This is a genomic window from Streptomyces sp. NPDC013457, from assembly GCF_043089925.1.
Classification (GTDB): domain Bacteria; phylum Actinomycetota; class Actinomycetes; order Streptomycetales; family Streptomycetaceae; genus Streptomyces.
On record NZ_JBICBL010000018.1, the window covers coordinates 15,558 to 30,693 of the forward strand.

Below are 15,136 nucleotides of genomic sequence, written 5' to 3' on the forward strand. Positions count from 1 at the left end.
CTTCACCACGACCAACGAGCCGACCCGCCTGAGGGGCACGGCCCAAAGGCTCAGCTACGGGGCGGGCGTGTAGTGGACGACCGTGGTCTCACAGGCCTCGGCGTAGACCTTCAGCGCGTCGGCTTCGGCCTGATCTGCGGCAAGGCCCCAGCGGAGCTTGGTGGCGGTCCACTCGCCGACGTAGCGGCAGTGCGCGTCCGGGAGCGGTGGCATCCACTCTGCTGGGTCCCGGTCGGCCTTCGCGCGGTTCGAGCGTGCGGTGACTGCTACGAGGCTCGTGGCCGCGTGCTGGTCGTTCGCGTACGCCTCACGCCGCGCCGGTGTCCACGCGGAGGCGCCGGAGTCCCAAGCCTCGGCGAGCGGGACCATGTGGTCGATGTCGAGCTTCGCCGGATCGGCGACCTCCTGGCCGTCGTAGTACGACACCCACTCGCCCCCCGACAGCTTGCAGCCCGCCGCGACGGTCGGTGCCTCGGTCGCTTCGTCCAAGAGGACCTCGGCGCGGGTGTTGCAGCCATCGGCCTTGTCCAGGCCGCTGTTCCAGTGCTTGAAGGAATCCCGCTGGTAGCCGGCGCGGGACTCATCGGCGATCTGGACAAGCTCCAGGGCGTCGGCGAGGGCAAGGACCTCCGCACGCGTCGGCGCATCGGGCGCGGCCTGCGCTGCGAGAGGGACGGCGAGCGGGGTCAGGGCGAGGGAAAGCGCGGCGAGGCCGCGAGCCATGTTCTTGATCACGAACGCTGGATACCGGCCAACACCAGGCGTTGACCAACGGTTTCGCGCAGGGCTCAGCCAGGCGGGCGAAGGAGTTCACCGGGGAAACGGTCCGCCGCGTCGCGCCGTCTGGCAGACGCGATGCCATGCGCCTTCCGCCTTTGCCACTGCCGTCGTGCCATCCCCCGCGGCTGCCGGGCTAATACTCGAACTGCGCTCCGTGTCCATGCCGGGGACGGCGTGGGCTGTCAGGAGCGGACAACGATGCCGCCCGGGCCACGCCTGGGCGGCATCCATGTGGTGGTGTGTCAGTGGAAGGTGATGAAGCCGTTGCCGTCGCGGTCGTTGGCAGTCTTGGTGTAGGAGTGCGTGTCTGCCGCTGCGCCACCAGGTTTGACGAGGTAGATGGTGTCGCGGTCGTTGTTCCAGATGAAGTTGCAGTTGTCGCGGTAGACGACGTTGCCGCCGTCGGAGTCGGTGCCGTTGCCGCCGCGGAGCTTCACGTAGTCGCCGGGCTGCAGGTAGTGGTTCGCGGTGAACGTGAACCGGTTGCCAGCGGCGTCCTTGACCACGTAGCCGCGCAGGTTGACGGTCGCCGTGCGCGAGAAGTTCGTGATCGTCAGGTACTCGTCGCGCGTGTTCCCGGAGGTGCAGCTGTTGGAGTCCCTACCGGGTGCGTCGTACTGGACCCCGCGGACCTTCAGCGCGGAGGAGTACTCGGCGGCATGCGCCGGAGCGGCAGACAGCGCGCCGACGGCGCAGGTGGCGAGTACAACGAGAATGACGGCATAGCTACGCAAGAGTGAGGTCCCCCCTCAAGAGTGGTGATGAGGGACCAGAGCCTACAGATGCGGCGTCTCTGTGTTGGGGGTTTCGATCACATGGCTATGTTCCGGTTGCTGAAGAAGATCGATTGCTGATGACGCGCTCCTGGGCCCGGCGCCCGCCGGGCCCAGGAGCGCACAGCTCTAGGGCAGAGCGCGCCGGAGTGGCGGCTCTGCCTGCGACCACTCGTTTCTTTCGGACTGCAGTGTGGCATCGGCAAGCAGGTGCACCGGGAGGAGTCCGGTGGCTCGCGTGCTGAGGGTGGTGGCGGCGTCGACGAGGCGTGGGTGCTCGTGGACGGGCAGGGAGAGGGCGACGCTGGAGGCGCGGCCGGGCAGGCCGGTCTCGCGCCCGTTGCGTGGTCTGCCACCGCTCCGGGACAACTGCGGGGGTGCTGCTGTGGCGGGCCATGTCGGTCAGGACAGCCGGGCGCAGGGCACTGAGCCCCACCACCACCACGGCTCGCCCCGCAAGTCGATGGAACCGTGGACGACCAGGGGGCCGCGGCGGTTTCCGGACTCAGATCGGGCACTGGCAAGGTCAGCCCTCCGGTAAGCGCCGTCAGTCGGGGTCGCTCCCGCGTCGTGCTGGAGGTCGTGACAGGTCCGTACTCCTTGGGCAGCACGGGAGCGGGGACAAGGACGAGTCCGGGCGGTCCCGCCAGCGCTTCCATGTGTTCTGGCTCGGCAGCCGGGGGGAGCTTCTGAGCGGTGGCGGACTGCTTGTCGGGATTGGTCGCAGCTGGGTGCGGGCCTGGCTGAAGGAGGTGCAGGGGAATCTTGGGCTGGTGGGAACGAAGCCAGCAGGCATTCTGGCACCGAGTACAGCCTCGGCCGACACGAGGGCTGCAGTACTTTCATGACGCTCGCTGCAGCAGGGCGACTCGGCACCAACAGGGCCAGGTGACTGCTCCGGCCGGAACGGTGGCGGCGGTTCCGTCGCGCCTCAAAATTCTTCCGACGGGGATACAGCTTATCCGTGAGGAAACGCCTCCGGGTGGCGTATTACCGCCATCGTCTCACCATCCGGGGACGAGTCGAGTCTGCCAAAATCAACGCACGACGAGGCAGCCCACGCGGTTACCGGCGTCCTGCACCTCATGTCACACATATCACCCGGAGCTTCCGAACACCGGGTGACTCACTCCGACTAGCCCTCGGGCAGCACAGTACGGGGTGATTGTGACGTCCACTGCTTCATCCTTGGCTTTCGCTTGGAGAAAGATGAAGAAGATACGCACCTGGGCCCTGACCCTATTCACCGTTCTTGTTGTGTCCATCGGCTTCTCGAGTTCGCCTGCTATGGCCGTGGCTTGGGAAGTCGACCACGCGGTGAAGACGTCAAGCTCTCCCCCGACCGGCGAAGTATGCAAGGGCATGGGTGGGTTCGGCGGCGAAGCCTGTTACGAGTCAGCAGGTGACTACTGGTGGGTCTTCGACCAAACGGCTGACGGTAAGTCCGTGGCCGTCGAGTGGCATGACTACGTCGACTACAACGACTCGACCACGATCTACCGTACGGGCGTCTGCATCAACAGCAATGGCGCGCCTTCGTGGGCCACGTGCAACAAGAACTACTACGAGGGCCATGGCCTTGAGTTCCGAGTCTGCTACTACAACAACGGAGTTCGCGGGGACTGCGGTTGGTGGAGTGGTAAAGTGACCCCCTGACCTTCGGTCACACACGTCACAGGCCCCCTGGCAATTCAGGGGGCCTGTGACGTTCGAGCACATTCACGCGGGGACGCCGATCATCCCTGAGTTCGGCGGCCTGGGAAGCAAATCGTCGAGCACACGGCGAGTCTCGGCTGCGCTCTTCCCCAACCTGCTGTGGTCTTGACCGCGGCCCACCGAAGTTGGACGGCCCATGCTCTGACTCGCGCGGGCATCTGTGCGCGGGCCAGGAAAGCGACCGCCTGGGCCAGGTCGTGTCGGCGGGCAGCGGGCGGTGTACAAGCGCGTCGACGCGGATGAGTCCGGGTGCGGGCCGTACGGGGGAAGGACGGCGTCACCGTCGTCGAGATGGCGGGTCTCGGCCGGAGCGAGTCCGCCAAGCTCCCCGAGGAGCTGGCCGGACTCGCGGCCACGCTCCACGCACAGGCACCGACCGCGCCAGAGCCTGCCACAGCCGAGTAAATCCTGCCGTCGATCCCGCGGAACGCCCTGGCGCCGATGAGGTGCTGGTAGTACTCCGGGGCGTGACCCACGCGGCGGGCGTCGTCGGCGAGCCGGCCGGCAATGTCGGCGAGCGGACGGGGCCAGGTAGCGGGGACATCCACGTCGACGATCGGCAGGTCGGCCGGTCCATGGGCACGTCCGCCAGTGTGAAGCCGTCCCGAGCGCGGCGTCCTGTCCTTTTCGGCCCGGCCGCCAGAACCCGCAGGCCGCTCACATGGTTTCCGGCCGGTCCCGAAAACCGTCGTGGTGCGAGTCACCGTGGGTTCAATTCCCACACCCACCGCTTGCAGGTCAGAGTTTGTGCAGGCCAGAAGGGGGCGTCCCGAATCAGGGGCGCCCCTTCGCCGTGGAGCCTCTCTCACCCTGAACCACTCCTGTGCCGCTTTGAATCACCGTCTGCGGACCAGGCGTGGACCACGGCCTACCGATACTGTTCAGCACATTTCCTGGGTGTGAGCTTGCATCACATGGAGCTGCGCCCTTCGCTCTCCCCCGGCACCTGCGCATCCGATTCTCGTGGTCGTGCAAGGCCGATGGGAGGGGACAACAGGCTCTCCGCAAGGTGGCAGCGCGCGACGTCGGCGAGCATCGCGGCATGCCCGCTCAGGCCATGAGCACGCTGTAGGCGGCTTCTGCCCGGCGGCCTTGGGCCACGTCTGGTGGACTGAGCGCGAGAAATTCCGCAGTGGTGCCGCTGTGGACGATGCTCCCCGAGACGAGGACAGCGACGTGGTCTGCCTCCTCGGCGAGGTCGACGATGTCGTGCGTGGAGATGAGCACGTGCACGTGCCTTGAGAGATCGCGAGCGAGGTCACGGAAAATGCGCCGCTGGTGGGGGTCCATTCCGGCGGTGGGTTCGTCGAGGAGAAGAATTCGGGCGTCATGGACGAGCGCGGCGGCCACGCCGAGCCGTCGGAGTTGTCCTCCGGAAAGGTGGTGAGTCCGGGTGTCGGCTTGATCAGTGAGATCCACGCGACTCAGCGCCATCTTCGTCGCTTCGTAAGCATGGTTGGTGGACATGCCCTTCAGCCAGCCTGCGTAGGCTGTGTACTCGCGAGCGGTCAGCCGTGGCATCGGCGTGACGTGCTGCGGCATCCACGCGACGCTTCGGCGGTATTCCACCGCGCTCGACGGCGTCCTGTCCAGTGTCACCTTCCCTGGCTTGGGGGTGAGCACGCCGGCAGCGAGCTTCAAGAGGGTGGACTTCCCCGCGCCGTTAGGACCGAGGAGGATGGACAGCCCATGCGGCACCGTGAACCGGTGCTCGCGTCCGGATCATCCTTACCGTCATGCCTTCCCGTAGCCCCGCGCTCGACGTGTCACAGCTGTCCGACTACGCCTACGACTGGGCGTTGGTCGACGTCGAGACCTCCGGTCTGACAGCCCGGCGTGACCGGATCCTGTCGGTCGCGGTGCTGACCTTCGGTCCAGACGGGGCCTCGACCGGGGAGTTCAGTACCTTGGTGAATCCCGGCTGTGACCCGGGGCCTGTTCACATCCACGGGCCTTCGCCGCGGCGCCTCGCGCGCGTCCGCGACGGACTTCGCCGGCAACCGGGGTAAGCGCCTGCGTTCCTGTCCACCGGACAGGGCCTAGCCTGCCTGGTCGAGCGTGACTTCGATGTCGATCGGAGCAGACCGCCACATCATGCTGAGGAGGGGGTCCTGATCGATGAAACGGCGCGTGTCAGCGAGTGCCTCCGCTCTGGGCTCGCCGATGGCAGCGTGATCGAAGCCGCTGTCTCCGCCACCGCTAATGTGCAGGTCCGCCCAGGCGGGGTTCTCGGCGAAGCACGCCTGGAACTCCACCTTCCAGAGCTGGGCCTGCCAGTACGGATCATTCCGGTCGCCGTCCTCGCTGACAGCCAGCAGTCGCCCCAGAGAGACCGCAGGCCGATTCCCGGTCCAGTCCCAAACACCCCACTCAACGATGAAGCCGTCCCCGTCGTCCTCAGGCCCCTCGATCCCCTCGACTGGTACCTGCACGAACTCCTCAAAGGCAGTCCACGCCGCCTCCATGGTGCAGGCACCAGCGGCGACACCATGCCGACCCAGTATCTGCTCGAACGCTGCGGCGCTGGACCGCCAGGAGATGGACACGCCGTCAGGCTAACTGCACCGATCACCTCCTCCAGGCTCGGGACGGAGGCCCCGCTTCAGCCGGACGCGCTCAGCTCGACGGGGTTGGGTGCTCCGGAAACAGGCATGCGATCCGAGTGCAGAATGCTGGACACTTCACGGGGTGATCGTGATGCAGCCCGTTGTGGAGATAGTCGCCCCCGATGCGTTCGACCTCTGGCCTGTCGCCGAGGTCGAGCCCTTCAGTTTCCAGCCTCTCAACGGCAAGCTCTCACCCACCGAGGTCGCGACAGCAGCGATGGGCATCATCCGCTGCAACGCCACCGAACCGGACGGAGACCACCCGCCGCGGCCGGCGGACCCGCTCGGCTCCTTCCTCCATGGACTGCTGACCCTCGATCCGCTCTTCGCAGCCGGCGGCCTGCGGGTGACGGACACGTCAACAGGCGTCGTCTTCCTGCCCGGGTGCTGCGACGGGCTGGAAGACCGGCGGGACTGGCACCGGCTGATCAACGACGGCGGCCAGCTCTGGTTCGGCCACGATCCCATGTCACCGCTCGCCGAACGGACCGGCGACACTGTTCGGCTCACCGTCGACGCCTGCCAGCGCGACAGCCCGCTGATCGAACTGCCCGTGACCAGACTCAGCCGCCTCCTCGCCGACGCCGAACGTGACCTGGCCGACTTCCTCACGCTGGCGGCCGACTGGGCCCCCAGACACCTGCCCCACCAGGCCGACTGCGTCACCGCCGCCCTCGCTCCGCTCTTCGGCCTGACCGTTCCGGCCGCGCCACCGAACGGATAGACAACAGCTCGACGGTCACTGTCGCCGGCAGCGCGGTGGGCACGTCGGCGTGTACCTGGCTGGGCAGTTCGGCAGGTACGCCGACAGGGCTATCCCCGCGCAGGGCTTCCGGGGGCTCTGGGGGTGGTTGGAGGCTGCTGGTGGGCTTTATGCCGTCAGTTGGTGAGGGCGTCGAGGAGCGCTGTGGGATCGGGTGGATGTGGCCGTCGAGGAGCGGGGTGCGGGGTGCCGGCGGCTGTCCGCCGTGTGCCAGCCGGTCTCCTCGTCCCAGACCAGTGCGCCAGCAGGTGCTCCGCCGTGAGAGAGGCTGTGTCTCCCGGCGTGCCGACTGCGGTCAGGGCAGCGATAAGCCTTGCTGATGCCGTGTCCGACACGTTCGGGTCGGTGAAGAGGGGAAGCAGCAGGAGCGGGCGGCCGTGTCCTGGACGCCTTCGTCCGTAAGGAACGGGCTTTCAGCAATCCAAATCAGTCGTGCCATGTCAACCCAGTACAAACGTCAAGCGCGGAAGCTGGCAAAGTAGCCGGCCGCCATGTCCTTGTCGCCGTGACCCTGGGCCGAGGCGCGCTGAAAGCGATGGTGGCCGGCTTCGACAGTGTCCAAGCGGACGCCGGCGCGCTGTGCTGCCTCGAGCACCAGCCTGGCGTCTTTCTCGGCGTTGTCAACGGAGAAGCTTGTGGTGTAGTCGTCGGAAAGGATGGCGGCGGACTTGCCCTGGAAAAAGCCGTTGTCCATCGGGCCTCCGGTGACGACGTCGACGAAGTGCTGCGGGTCCACCCCCAGCTGCTCAGCCAACGCTAGGGCCTCGCCCACGCCGTGGGTCAGCGCCACCACCCAGGTGTTGAGTACGAGCTTGAGGCGGCTCGCCGCGCCGGTGGTTCCGTCCTCGCCGACCCACAAGGTACGTGAGCCGATAGCATCGAAAATCGGCTGCACGGTGGGGCGCACTTGCTGCGGGCCGGCGGCCATGACCACAAGCTTGCCCAACTCGGCCGGCTGACGGGTGCCCTGCACCGGGGCATCGACAAAAGTCAACCCGGTCCTGGCGGCATATGAGGCAAGCTCGTCGACGGCCTCACCGACGGTGCTGACTTGGACCCAGATGGTGCCTTCGGCCAGGCCCGGCGCGGCAGCTTCGAGGGCTTCCAGCACCCGGGGGCCGTCGTTGAGAGCGGTCAGCACCACATCGGCGCCCCTGACGGCCTCGGCAGGGGAGGCGGCGGCGTGGACGCCGTCGGCGCTCAGTGCCTCGGCCTTGCTGACGGTACGGTTCCACGCCCGGACCGTAAAGCTGTTGTTGCTGAGGTTGCGGGCTATGGGCGCTCCGATGATGCCGGTGCCCAGCACCGCGATGACCGGCTGTGTGGTGGTCACTTCATCCACTCCTTGCGGTTCGATAGGTAGAAAGGTTGTGAAGCGCGTCGGTCCGTCCGCTGGAGAAGTGACGGATCCGGCACGGTTGAAAGTCCCGGTGTCACCCGCACTAGGCGTGCGTGGGCACAGGCGCACTGTTCGTTTCACGTTCTCCATCAGGCGCCGCACGGTGGTGCAATACACCGGATACGGTTGCCGCCCCCAGCCCCGCCACGGCCAGCAGCGCGCCCGCCCAAGCAGGAGCGGTGTACCCCAAGCCGGCGCTGATGACGCTGCCGCCGATCCACGGGCCGATAGTGTTGCCGACATTGAAGGCCGACGTGTTGGTGGTGGTGGCCAGCGTCGGGGCATCACCGGCTTCGCGCATCACTTGCGCCTGCAGGGCGGGGTTGATGGAGAATGCCGCCACCCCGAAGACCGCGATGGTCACCACTGTGGAAATCCGGTTGTGTGCAGCGAGTGTCAGCAGGACCAGCACGAGTGCCATGGCGCCGATGCCGACGTATAGATTGGGCAGAAGGTAGCGGTCGGCAAATTTTCCGCCCAGGATGCTCCCGACGAAGCAACCGGCGCCGAAGACGATCAGCAGCAGCGGCACAGCTCCTTCAGGAAAGCCGCTGACGTCGGTGAATAGAGGCGAGAGGTAGCTGAAGCAGCAGAATATGGCCGCCTGGGTCAGCATAGAGGTGGCCAGTGCCACCCAGACCCGCGGGTTGCAGAATGCGGCGAACTCCGCGCGAATGCTCCCGTGCGGTCCGTCCGACCGGCGCGGCACAAAAAAGGTGATGCCGAGCAACGCCACGATGGCCAGGGCGTCCACCACCCAGAAGCTCGCCCGCCATCCCGCGTGCTGGCTGAGGAAGGTGCCCGCAGGCACACCGAAGACGTTGGCCAGGGTCAGGCCGGCGAACATGATGGCCAGGGCCTGCCCGCGCCGCTGCGGTCCGGCCAACTCGACGGCCACCACCGAGCCGATACCGAAGAAGGCCCCCTGCGCCAGGGCTGCGATCACTCGGCCCGTCATCAACACTGCGTAGCCCGGAGCCAGAGCCCCCATGGTCTGCCCCAGGACGAACAGCAACATGAGGCCAATCAGGGAGGTCTTTCGGTTAATGCGCAGGGTGGCGACCGTCAGTATTGGGCCGCCGATGACCACACCTAGTGCGTAGCCAGAGATCAGCAGGCCCACAGCAGGAATGGACACTGACAGGTCACGGGCCAGGTCCGGTAGCAGCCCGGAGATCATGAATTCGGTCGTCCCGATGCAGAACACGGTCAGACCGAGGACGTACACGGCGACAGGCATCGCCACTCCTGCCTTATATTTGAATGCTCGTTACAGAATTTTGTCAAAAAGAACAGCCGACAGTACCGTCGGTCGTCTACGGTCTGTTGCTGATGTGGCTCCAGCGCGGCGCTCAGAAGGTTCGCACGACCTGGTCGACGATGCCCGTCAGTGTCTGGCGGTCGGCCACTTTACCCAAGACGCGCAAGCCGTACATTGAGCTGAGCAGGTACTGCGCCAATTGTCGGGCATCTTGAGTTTTGTCGATCTCCCCGTCAAGCTGTGCCCGCTGGATGGCCGCACACAGCGCCTCCTCCATGCGCGCGAAGATGTGCCGCACGAGGGCGGTGACTTCTTCGTCGTGCCCTGCCAGCTCCATTGCGGAGTTCACGGCCAGGCAGCCCCGGCGTTCGGGCGAGGGGGTCGACTCCTCGTCCACCACGGTCATCAGGACTGTCCGGATGCGGTCCCGGACCGACCCCTCCCCCTCCAGGACTTCCACTTGACGCGAGGTCCACACCGTGTCGTAGCGGCGCAGCGCGGCTTCGAACAAGCCGTGCTTGCTGTGGAAGGTGTTGTATAGGCTGCCACGTCCCAGCCCGGTGCCGTCAACGAGGTTCTGGGCCGAGGTGGCGGTGTAGCCCTGTTTCCAGAAGACGGCAAGGGCCACATCGAGCGTTTGATCAAGGTCGAAACCTCTTGGGCGGGACATGCCCGGGAGCGTAGCAGTTATGGAACGGTCATTAAAATAGAGCCCGAGAAGAACCGCCCGAATACTGCCTACTGAAGACGTTCGCCAACCAGGCGCCCGCCTCGCCCGTCTACTCACTCGACGGCCCGAGCGGCTATGGTCGACTATGGCCCCGGCCGGACTCGCGCACGCAGTCGGGCAGGTCCCCGAACGGATGACCTGGGGGTGCCACCGGGCCGGCAAGCATCGTTGGAGACGCTGTCCTGCTAGCCGAAGAGTTGCCCTTTGGTCGCACCGCCGAGAAGATGCGGCTCTCCCGGGCCCGAGTGAGCCAGCTGGTGCAGCGCCTCGAACGCCGAGTCGGCGCCGCGCTGCTCACCCGCACCAGCCGCCGGATCGCCCGCACCTCACTCGGCCAGCGGTTGCGCGCCGATCCGAAGGGTGTTGCAGAGGGCCGTGATCAGGGCATCTCGGTTGTATGGGTGGGGTGTTGAGGACCACGCGGGCGTGGGTGGAGACGGTCACGGGGCTGCGGATCAATCGGGTCGGTCGGCAACTGAAGGCGGTCCGGGAACGTGGCGAGGGCTGTGGCTGGGGCCCTCCATGGCGCCTGTCGCTGGCCAAGCGGGAGCTGCTGGTGGCCGCGTAGTACCGCACGAACCTGACCATGCGGCAGCTCGCCCCGCTGTTCGGCGTCTCACCCACGACCGTGCCGGGTGATTCAAGGACTCGGCCCGCGCCTCTGGCGAGGCAGCCGAGCGGCTGTGAATCGTCGACGGCACCCTCGTCCCGTCCGCGATCGCAAGGTCGGCGCGTCCTCGCGCAATTACCGCTTCTCGGCCAACGTGCAGGTCATCGGAGACGCTGAAACCCGCCTGGTAGGGGCCTCGGCCCGGCCGGTGGTCGGGGCGTTTGGCGGTCTTGCCGACATCGTGACGGTGCCCGATGCCACCGGCGGGGCATCTCGATCCTTCGATAGGTGCTCAACCTTCCGCCGGATCAACGTGCTCTCGAACACGGGCAGTTGGCCATCGTGGTCGAGCCAGGAGAAGCGGAGGGTGAGCTTGGGGTGCACCAAGTCCCACGCCTGGGTTTCGGTCTTGTGTCGGCCCACGGAGAGATCGCTTGTCCTGCTCGGGATCGCGATACCTTCAGGTGGTCGGCTTCGCGCCCCGCGCACGTTCACCTGGCGGGCTGGGCAACGACACCACCCCGGTCTGGCGTTCATGTCGACAACGGGTCGGCTGCATGGTTTCGAGAGCTTGGCCGAGCGGCGTCTACTCTTGGCACTCGAATTTGTGGGCGGCGTGAACGAGCTGCTGTCGCAGCCTTTCACCCTGACGTTCGCTACCCGCCACGGCGCCGCGCGGCACACCCCGGACTAGCTGGTGCTGGCCCACGGGACCGGTTGGAACTGGTCCTCATGAGCCGCGACCGCTGAGCAAGCTCGTGGAAGGCACGTCGTGGCCGGCACTCGCGCGGACCTACGTGCTCCACCTGCTCTCGTCGCGGCGGCTGACCGTGGACTTGGCCCTGCCGCTGGGAGACAAGGCGTGGATCTACCTGCCGAGGAGGGGTTGATGAAGCAGGGCGACCAAGTACGCCGGGCAGAGGACCTCACCGAGCACAATCTCGCCCGAGCCCGGATCCGCGAGGCACCTGCTTGAGGGCGAGACCGGCTACCGGAGCGGGAGCCAGTTCTGGGCCCGGCCGGACGAGCCGCGGCCCACGTTGACGGAGCGGCGGTTGGCGAAGGTCGCCGAGCTGAATGACCTCGACGCCCGCGAAGCGAAGCAGCTGGGTCTGGAGCGAATCAGCGTCCGCACGCTGAAGCGGATGTCCGCGCAGCACGCCGAACCCGGGGCTGCCGGGCTTGCCGACGGCCAGTGGACCCGCGCGCGAGGGCAAGGAGACTGCAGACGGCAGGCGTCACCTCGGCGTCGACACCCACGGTCCGCTTCTGCCCCTGCCGCTCGGACCGGCCCGTCCACCTCGCCGCTGGGCGCCCGCGAAGGCCGTGCTGATGGGAGGCAGCGGTCCTTGGCCGTCCATCCTCGCTTCATGTCGGAGATACGGGCGCAGGCGGTGCCGAGCTGCCACCTTTGCGATGCCGTAGGAGGGGCGCGGTGATGGCTATGGTCTGCTCAACACTCCGAATACGCGAGGCGGCGAGGGCGAACCTGTCTACGAACAGGGGGGTCAGCGCCCGCTGTCGGTGGCACGGTAGACGCGCATCGCCGAGCGGATGTGCTCTTCGGCGGCGCGACGAGCGGCGCCCTCGTCGCCGGCGACAATGGCTCGGCAGATCTCCTGGTGCTGGGTGAGAACGACCCGCGCCCACTCTCCGTCGGCGAGGTTCGAGACCGTGGAGACCGCGATGCGGTCCCACACCCGGTGCAGGGAGTCGGTCAAGAACGTGTTGCCGTGGGCTTCTCCGAACGCGCGGTGAAAGGCCAGATTGGCCCGGGCAGACTGCTTTGCGTCGGCCTCGGCGACCGCCCGTTCGACCTCTTCCGCGGCCTGCTCTATGGCGTGCACCTGTGCGGGTGCAATCTGCCCGGTGGCCTGCAGGCGGGCGGTCTGTGCCGCCGCAAGTCCTTCCAGCGCGGCTCGCAATTCGTAGATCTGTTCGATCTCAATCTTGCTGAGCGTCGCCACGACGACGCCGCGGACCGCCGGCACGACCAGTCCGTCGACCAGAAGGCGACCCAGCGCCTCACGCACCGGGGTTCGACTGACACCCAGTTCCTGCGCCAGCGCGGCCTCAGTGAGGCGCTCGCCCGGCGCCAGCTCCCCTTCCGTGAAGCGCCGACGCAAGGTCAGATATACCGCGTGAGCGCTGCTCGTCGCGGCACTGGGAAGCGATCCGGTGGAGTTCACAGTTTGAAGCATACAAGGCATGCAGTGCATATTTGCGACCCACCCGAAGCCTTGACATGCATTGCATGCAATGCATACTTCATTTACGGAGGGAGGTGGTGGATGTGGGAGAACTGAGTCTGTGGCAGCTTGGGCTGTTGGCTGTGGCCGGACTGATGGCCGGCGCAGTGAACGCGGTGGCCGGCGGGGGGTCGATGATCTCGTTCCCGATGCTCGTGGTCATGGGTGTCCCACCGGTCACGGCGAACGTCACGAACTCGGTCGCGGCGCTGCCGGGCTACATCGGTGGCACGCTTGGCTATCGGGCCGAGCTGGCCGGCCAAGGCCGGCGGCTCGTCCGGCTCGCGGCGGTCAGTGTGCCGGGTGCGGTCACCGGGGCGCTGACCCTACTGGCGGTGAGCGCCGAGATGTTCCGCGCCGTCGTACCGTGGCTGGTGCTCGCGTCCGCCGCACTGCTCGCGGTGCAGCCCCAGGCCGCCGCATGGGCGGCACGACGCGGCGGTGACTCGAGCCCGGTCGGACTTCTGCCCGCACAGTTTGTCATGGCCTTCTACGGGGGCTTCTTCGTCGCCGGGCTCGGCATCGTCATGCTGGCGCTCCTCGGCGTATTTCTGACCGAGACAACTCATCGGCTGAACGCCCTCAAGGGTGTCCTGTCGCTGGTCGTCGGGTCAGTGTCGGCAATCGCATTCATCGCTCTCACCTCCGTGGCTTGGGGTCCGGCCGGGCTCCTGGCAGTAACCGGGTTGGTCGGCGGTCGGCTGGGCGTACTGGCCGCGCGGCGCATCTCGCCCGCGGCGCTGCGCCGGACCGTCGCTTCCTGGGGTGCGGGCGTAGCTATAGCACTGGAGGTGAGCAGGCATGTTGCCTGAAACCGATCTGCCCGTACGCGAAGACCTTGTTCTCGTCGGGGTGTCCGCGGTCACCATGGATCCGCAGTTGGGTGACCTGGAACGCGCAACGGTGACCGTTACCGACGGTGTGATCACCTCCGTCGACACCGATGCGCCCATGAACATCGCACCGGGCACCCGAGTGATCGACGGAAGCGGTCTCATAGCGATGCCGGGATTCGTCGACACGCACTGGCATCTGTGGAACAGCCTGCTGCGCGGATCAGTCGGCGACGCACCCGGCTGCGACTACTTTACGGTCAAACGGGCCCTCGGCCCGCACCACGAGCTTGAGGATTTCTACTGGGCCGCTCGGTTCGCGCTCGCCGAAGCGGTGGCTGCCGGCATCTCTACCGTGCACAACTGGGACCACAATGTCCGTTCCCCTGAGGACGCCGACGTCAACATCCGGGCCCAACTCGACGCGGGTGTCCGCGGTCGGTTCTCCTACGGCCCGCGCGATTCCACCCCCGCCGAGGAGCTGATGGACCTCGACGACCTCCGGCGGCTTTCGGCACGCTGGCCCGACGAGCGGCTCGACGGCCTGCTCGACTTCGGTGTGGCGCTGCGCGGCCCCTATCGCACCCCAGCAGAAGTCTGCCAGCGCGAATGGGAGACGGCACGGGAGCTGGGGCTGCCGATCACCATGCATTGCGACCGCTGTCTGCGCGAGGAGGGGTGTCGTTCCTGCGGGCTCACCCGCCTGGCCGACGAGGGCCTGCTCGGCCCCGACGTGCAGATCGTGCATGCCGTCCACGCTTCCGAGGCCGATGTCGCCGCGCTGGCCGAGACCGGTACGCGTGTGTCGCTCAGCCCGATGACCGAGCTCCGCACTATGGGATTTCCGCTGGTCAGCGAGATGCTCGAGGCCGGTGTCCCGCTCTCACTGTCGACGGACACCCTGGCCATGCCGACCTCGCCGGACGTATTCACGACCCTGCGCGCAGTAGAGGCCGTCGAGGCCGCCCGCATCGGCTCGTCCGTGGTCACCCCGCGTCGGCTGCTGCAGTTGGCGACCCTCGACGGCGCCCGCGACCTGGGCCTCGACCACGTGACTGGTTCGATCACCCCAGGCAAACGAGCCGACCTGCTGTTGCTCGACGCCCGGGCTTCCGGTCTCCAGCCGTCGGGTGATCTGGCCGAGGCACTGGTCAGGCAGGGCCGGGCCACCGACATCGTCACCGTCGTCGTCGACGGCCGCGTACTGCTTGACAACGGCCGGCTCACCCAGGGCTCGGCCCGGGCCGCGGCCTCCAGTGCCGGTGACCGCCGTGACGCGCTCGTCGAGCGGGCCCGCGCGGCGGGCGACTGGAAATGAGACCCCATCCGGCCTCCACCGCATTCCCCTCGCACCAACGAACCAGGCGGTGAAGTCATGACCACTGACACAACTTCGACTAGACCGGGACGCGTTAC

General features: G+C 67.0%; 14 protein-coding genes and 2 pseudogenes. 8 read left to right on the forward strand and 8 right to left on the reverse strand.

The genetic code is table 11. The features are described from left to right. Window positions 1–54: 54 nt before the first annotated feature. Both ACF1G2_RS34160 and ACF1G2_RS34165 read right to left on the reverse strand, forming a co-directional pair. Window positions 55–735 (reverse strand): HNH endonuclease family protein, encoded by a 681-nt coding sequence (locus ACF1G2_RS34160; RefSeq protein ID WP_391802054.1) that lies wholly within the window; start codon window positions 733–735, stop codon window positions 55–57. Window positions 736–1,022: 287 nt separating this feature from the next. Continuing rightward, a complete protein-coding gene (locus ACF1G2_RS34165) occupies window positions 1,023–1,514 on the reverse strand; it encodes a lamin tail domain-containing protein (protein WP_391802055.1) in 492 nt (163 codons plus the stop codon). Window positions 1,515–2,762: 1,248 nt separating this feature from the next. Between ACF1G2_RS34165 and ACF1G2_RS34170 the strand changes: the two genes are divergently transcribed. After that, the gene (locus ACF1G2_RS34170; protein WP_391802056.1) at window positions 2,763–3,209 is read left to right on the forward strand and encodes a hypothetical protein; all 447 of its coding nucleotides are present in this window, start codon (window positions 2,763–2,765) and stop codon (window positions 3,207–3,209) included. A 309-nt stretch (window positions 3,210–3,518) separates the two neighbouring features. After that, entirely contained in the window at window positions 3,519–3,674 is a 156-nt protein-coding gene (locus ACF1G2_RS34175; protein ID WP_391802057.1) for a hypothetical protein, read from the forward strand. A gap of 645 nt (window positions 3,675–4,319) precedes the next feature. Here ACF1G2_RS34175 and ACF1G2_RS34180 read toward each other — a convergent pair. Next, complete coding sequence (locus ACF1G2_RS34180; RefSeq protein WP_391802058.1) at window positions 4,320–4,967, reverse strand: ABC transporter ATP-binding protein; 648 nt, start codon at window positions 4,965–4,967, stop codon at window positions 4,320–4,322. A gap of 38 nt (window positions 4,968–5,005) precedes the next feature. Here ACF1G2_RS34180 and ACF1G2_RS34185 point away from each other — a divergent pair. Then, a pseudogene (locus ACF1G2_RS34185) lies at window positions 5,006–5,239 on the forward strand (DNA polymerase III); the annotation flags it as partial. Window positions 5,240–5,308: 69 nt separating this feature from the next. Here the strand turns inward: ACF1G2_RS34185 and ACF1G2_RS34190 are convergent. Then, on the reverse strand, window positions 5,309–5,815 hold the full coding sequence (locus ACF1G2_RS34190) for a hypothetical protein (protein ID WP_391802059.1): 507 nt from the start codon (window positions 5,813–5,815) through the stop codon (window positions 5,309–5,311). A 151-nt stretch (window positions 5,816–5,966) separates the two neighbouring features. Here ACF1G2_RS34190 and ACF1G2_RS34195 point away from each other — a divergent pair, with 151 nt between their 5' ends. After that, complete coding sequence (locus ACF1G2_RS34195) at window positions 5,967–6,599, forward strand: hypothetical protein (protein WP_391802093.1); 633 nt, start codon at window positions 5,967–5,969, stop codon at window positions 6,597–6,599. Between the two features lie 496 nt (window positions 6,600–7,095). On the opposite strand, the gene ACF1G2_RS34200 is transcribed toward ACF1G2_RS34195, so the two are convergent. From ACF1G2_RS34200 to ACF1G2_RS34210, 3 genes are all read right to left on the reverse strand, one after another. Beyond that, complete coding sequence (locus tag ACF1G2_RS34200; protein WP_391802060.1) at window positions 7,096–7,971, reverse strand: NAD(P)-dependent oxidoreductase; 876 nt, start codon at window positions 7,969–7,971, stop codon at window positions 7,096–7,098. 109 nt (window positions 7,972–8,080) lie between these two features. Continuing rightward, on the reverse strand, window positions 8,081–9,277 hold the full coding sequence (locus ACF1G2_RS34205; protein ID WP_391802061.1) for a Cmx/CmrA family chloramphenicol efflux MFS transporter: 1,197 nt from the start codon (window positions 9,275–9,277) through the stop codon (window positions 8,081–8,083). 112 nt (window positions 9,278–9,389) lie between these two features. Then, on the reverse strand, window positions 9,390–9,968 hold the full coding sequence (locus ACF1G2_RS34210) for a TetR/AcrR family transcriptional regulator (protein WP_391802062.1): 579 nt from the start codon (window positions 9,966–9,968) through the stop codon (window positions 9,390–9,392). Between the two features lie 257 nt (window positions 9,969–10,225). Between ACF1G2_RS34210 and ACF1G2_RS34215 the strand changes: the two genes are divergently transcribed. Then, window positions 10,226–10,441 carry a LysR family transcriptional regulator gene (locus ACF1G2_RS34215; protein WP_391802063.1) on the forward strand — a complete coding sequence of 72 codons (216 nt, stop codon included), beginning with the start codon at window positions 10,226–10,228 and terminating at the stop codon, window positions 10,439–10,441. After that, window positions 10,426–10,855 (forward strand): annotated as a pseudogene (locus ACF1G2_RS34220) (transposase family protein); the annotation flags it as partial. The gene ACF1G2_RS34215 and the pseudogene ACF1G2_RS34220, both read left to right, overlap by 16 nt. 1,291 nt (window positions 10,856–12,146) lie before the next feature. On the opposite strand, the gene ACF1G2_RS34225 reads toward ACF1G2_RS34220, so the two are convergent. After that, window positions 12,147–12,827: a GntR family transcriptional regulator gene (locus ACF1G2_RS34225; protein ID WP_391802064.1), complete on the reverse strand. Its 681-nt coding sequence runs from the start codon at window positions 12,825–12,827 to the stop codon at window positions 12,147–12,149. Between the two features lie 98 nt (window positions 12,828–12,925). On the opposite strand from ACF1G2_RS34225, the gene ACF1G2_RS34230 reads away from it, so the two are divergent. Next, window positions 12,926–13,699: a sulfite exporter TauE/SafE family protein gene (locus ACF1G2_RS34230; RefSeq protein WP_391802065.1), complete on the forward strand. Its 774-nt coding sequence runs from the start codon at window positions 12,926–12,928 to the stop codon at window positions 13,697–13,699. Further along, on the forward strand, window positions 13,689–15,038 hold the full coding sequence (locus tag ACF1G2_RS34235) for an amidohydrolase family protein (RefSeq protein ID WP_391802066.1): 1,350 nt from the start codon (window positions 13,689–13,691) through the stop codon (window positions 15,036–15,038). Before ACF1G2_RS34230 ends, ACF1G2_RS34235 begins: the two co-directional genes overlap by 11 nt. Window positions 15,039–15,136: the final 98 nt, after the last annotated feature.

What these genes read in the sequence shown, in the direction of transcription:
- ACF1G2_RS34170 (WP_391802056.1), top strand. Translation starts at nt 2,763, where the DNA reads ATGAAGAAGATACGCACCTGGGCCCTGACCCTATTCACCGTTCTTGTT.
- ACF1G2_RS34195 (WP_391802093.1), top strand. Translation starts at nt 5,967, where the DNA reads ATGCAGCCCGTTGTGGAGATAGTCGCCCCCGATGCGTTCGACCTCTGG.
- ACF1G2_RS34205 (WP_391802061.1), bottom strand. Translation starts at nt 9,277, where the DNA reads ATGCCTGTCGCCGTGTACGTCCTCGGTCTGACCGTGTTCTGCATCGGG.
- ACF1G2_RS34210 (WP_391802062.1), bottom strand. Translation starts at nt 9,968, where the DNA reads ATGTCCCGCCCAAGAGGTTTCGACCTTGATCAAACGCTCGATGTGGCC.
- ACF1G2_RS34235 (WP_391802066.1), top strand. Translation starts at nt 13,689, where the DNA reads ATGTTGCCTGAAACCGATCTGCCCGTACGCGAAGACCTTGTTCTCGTC.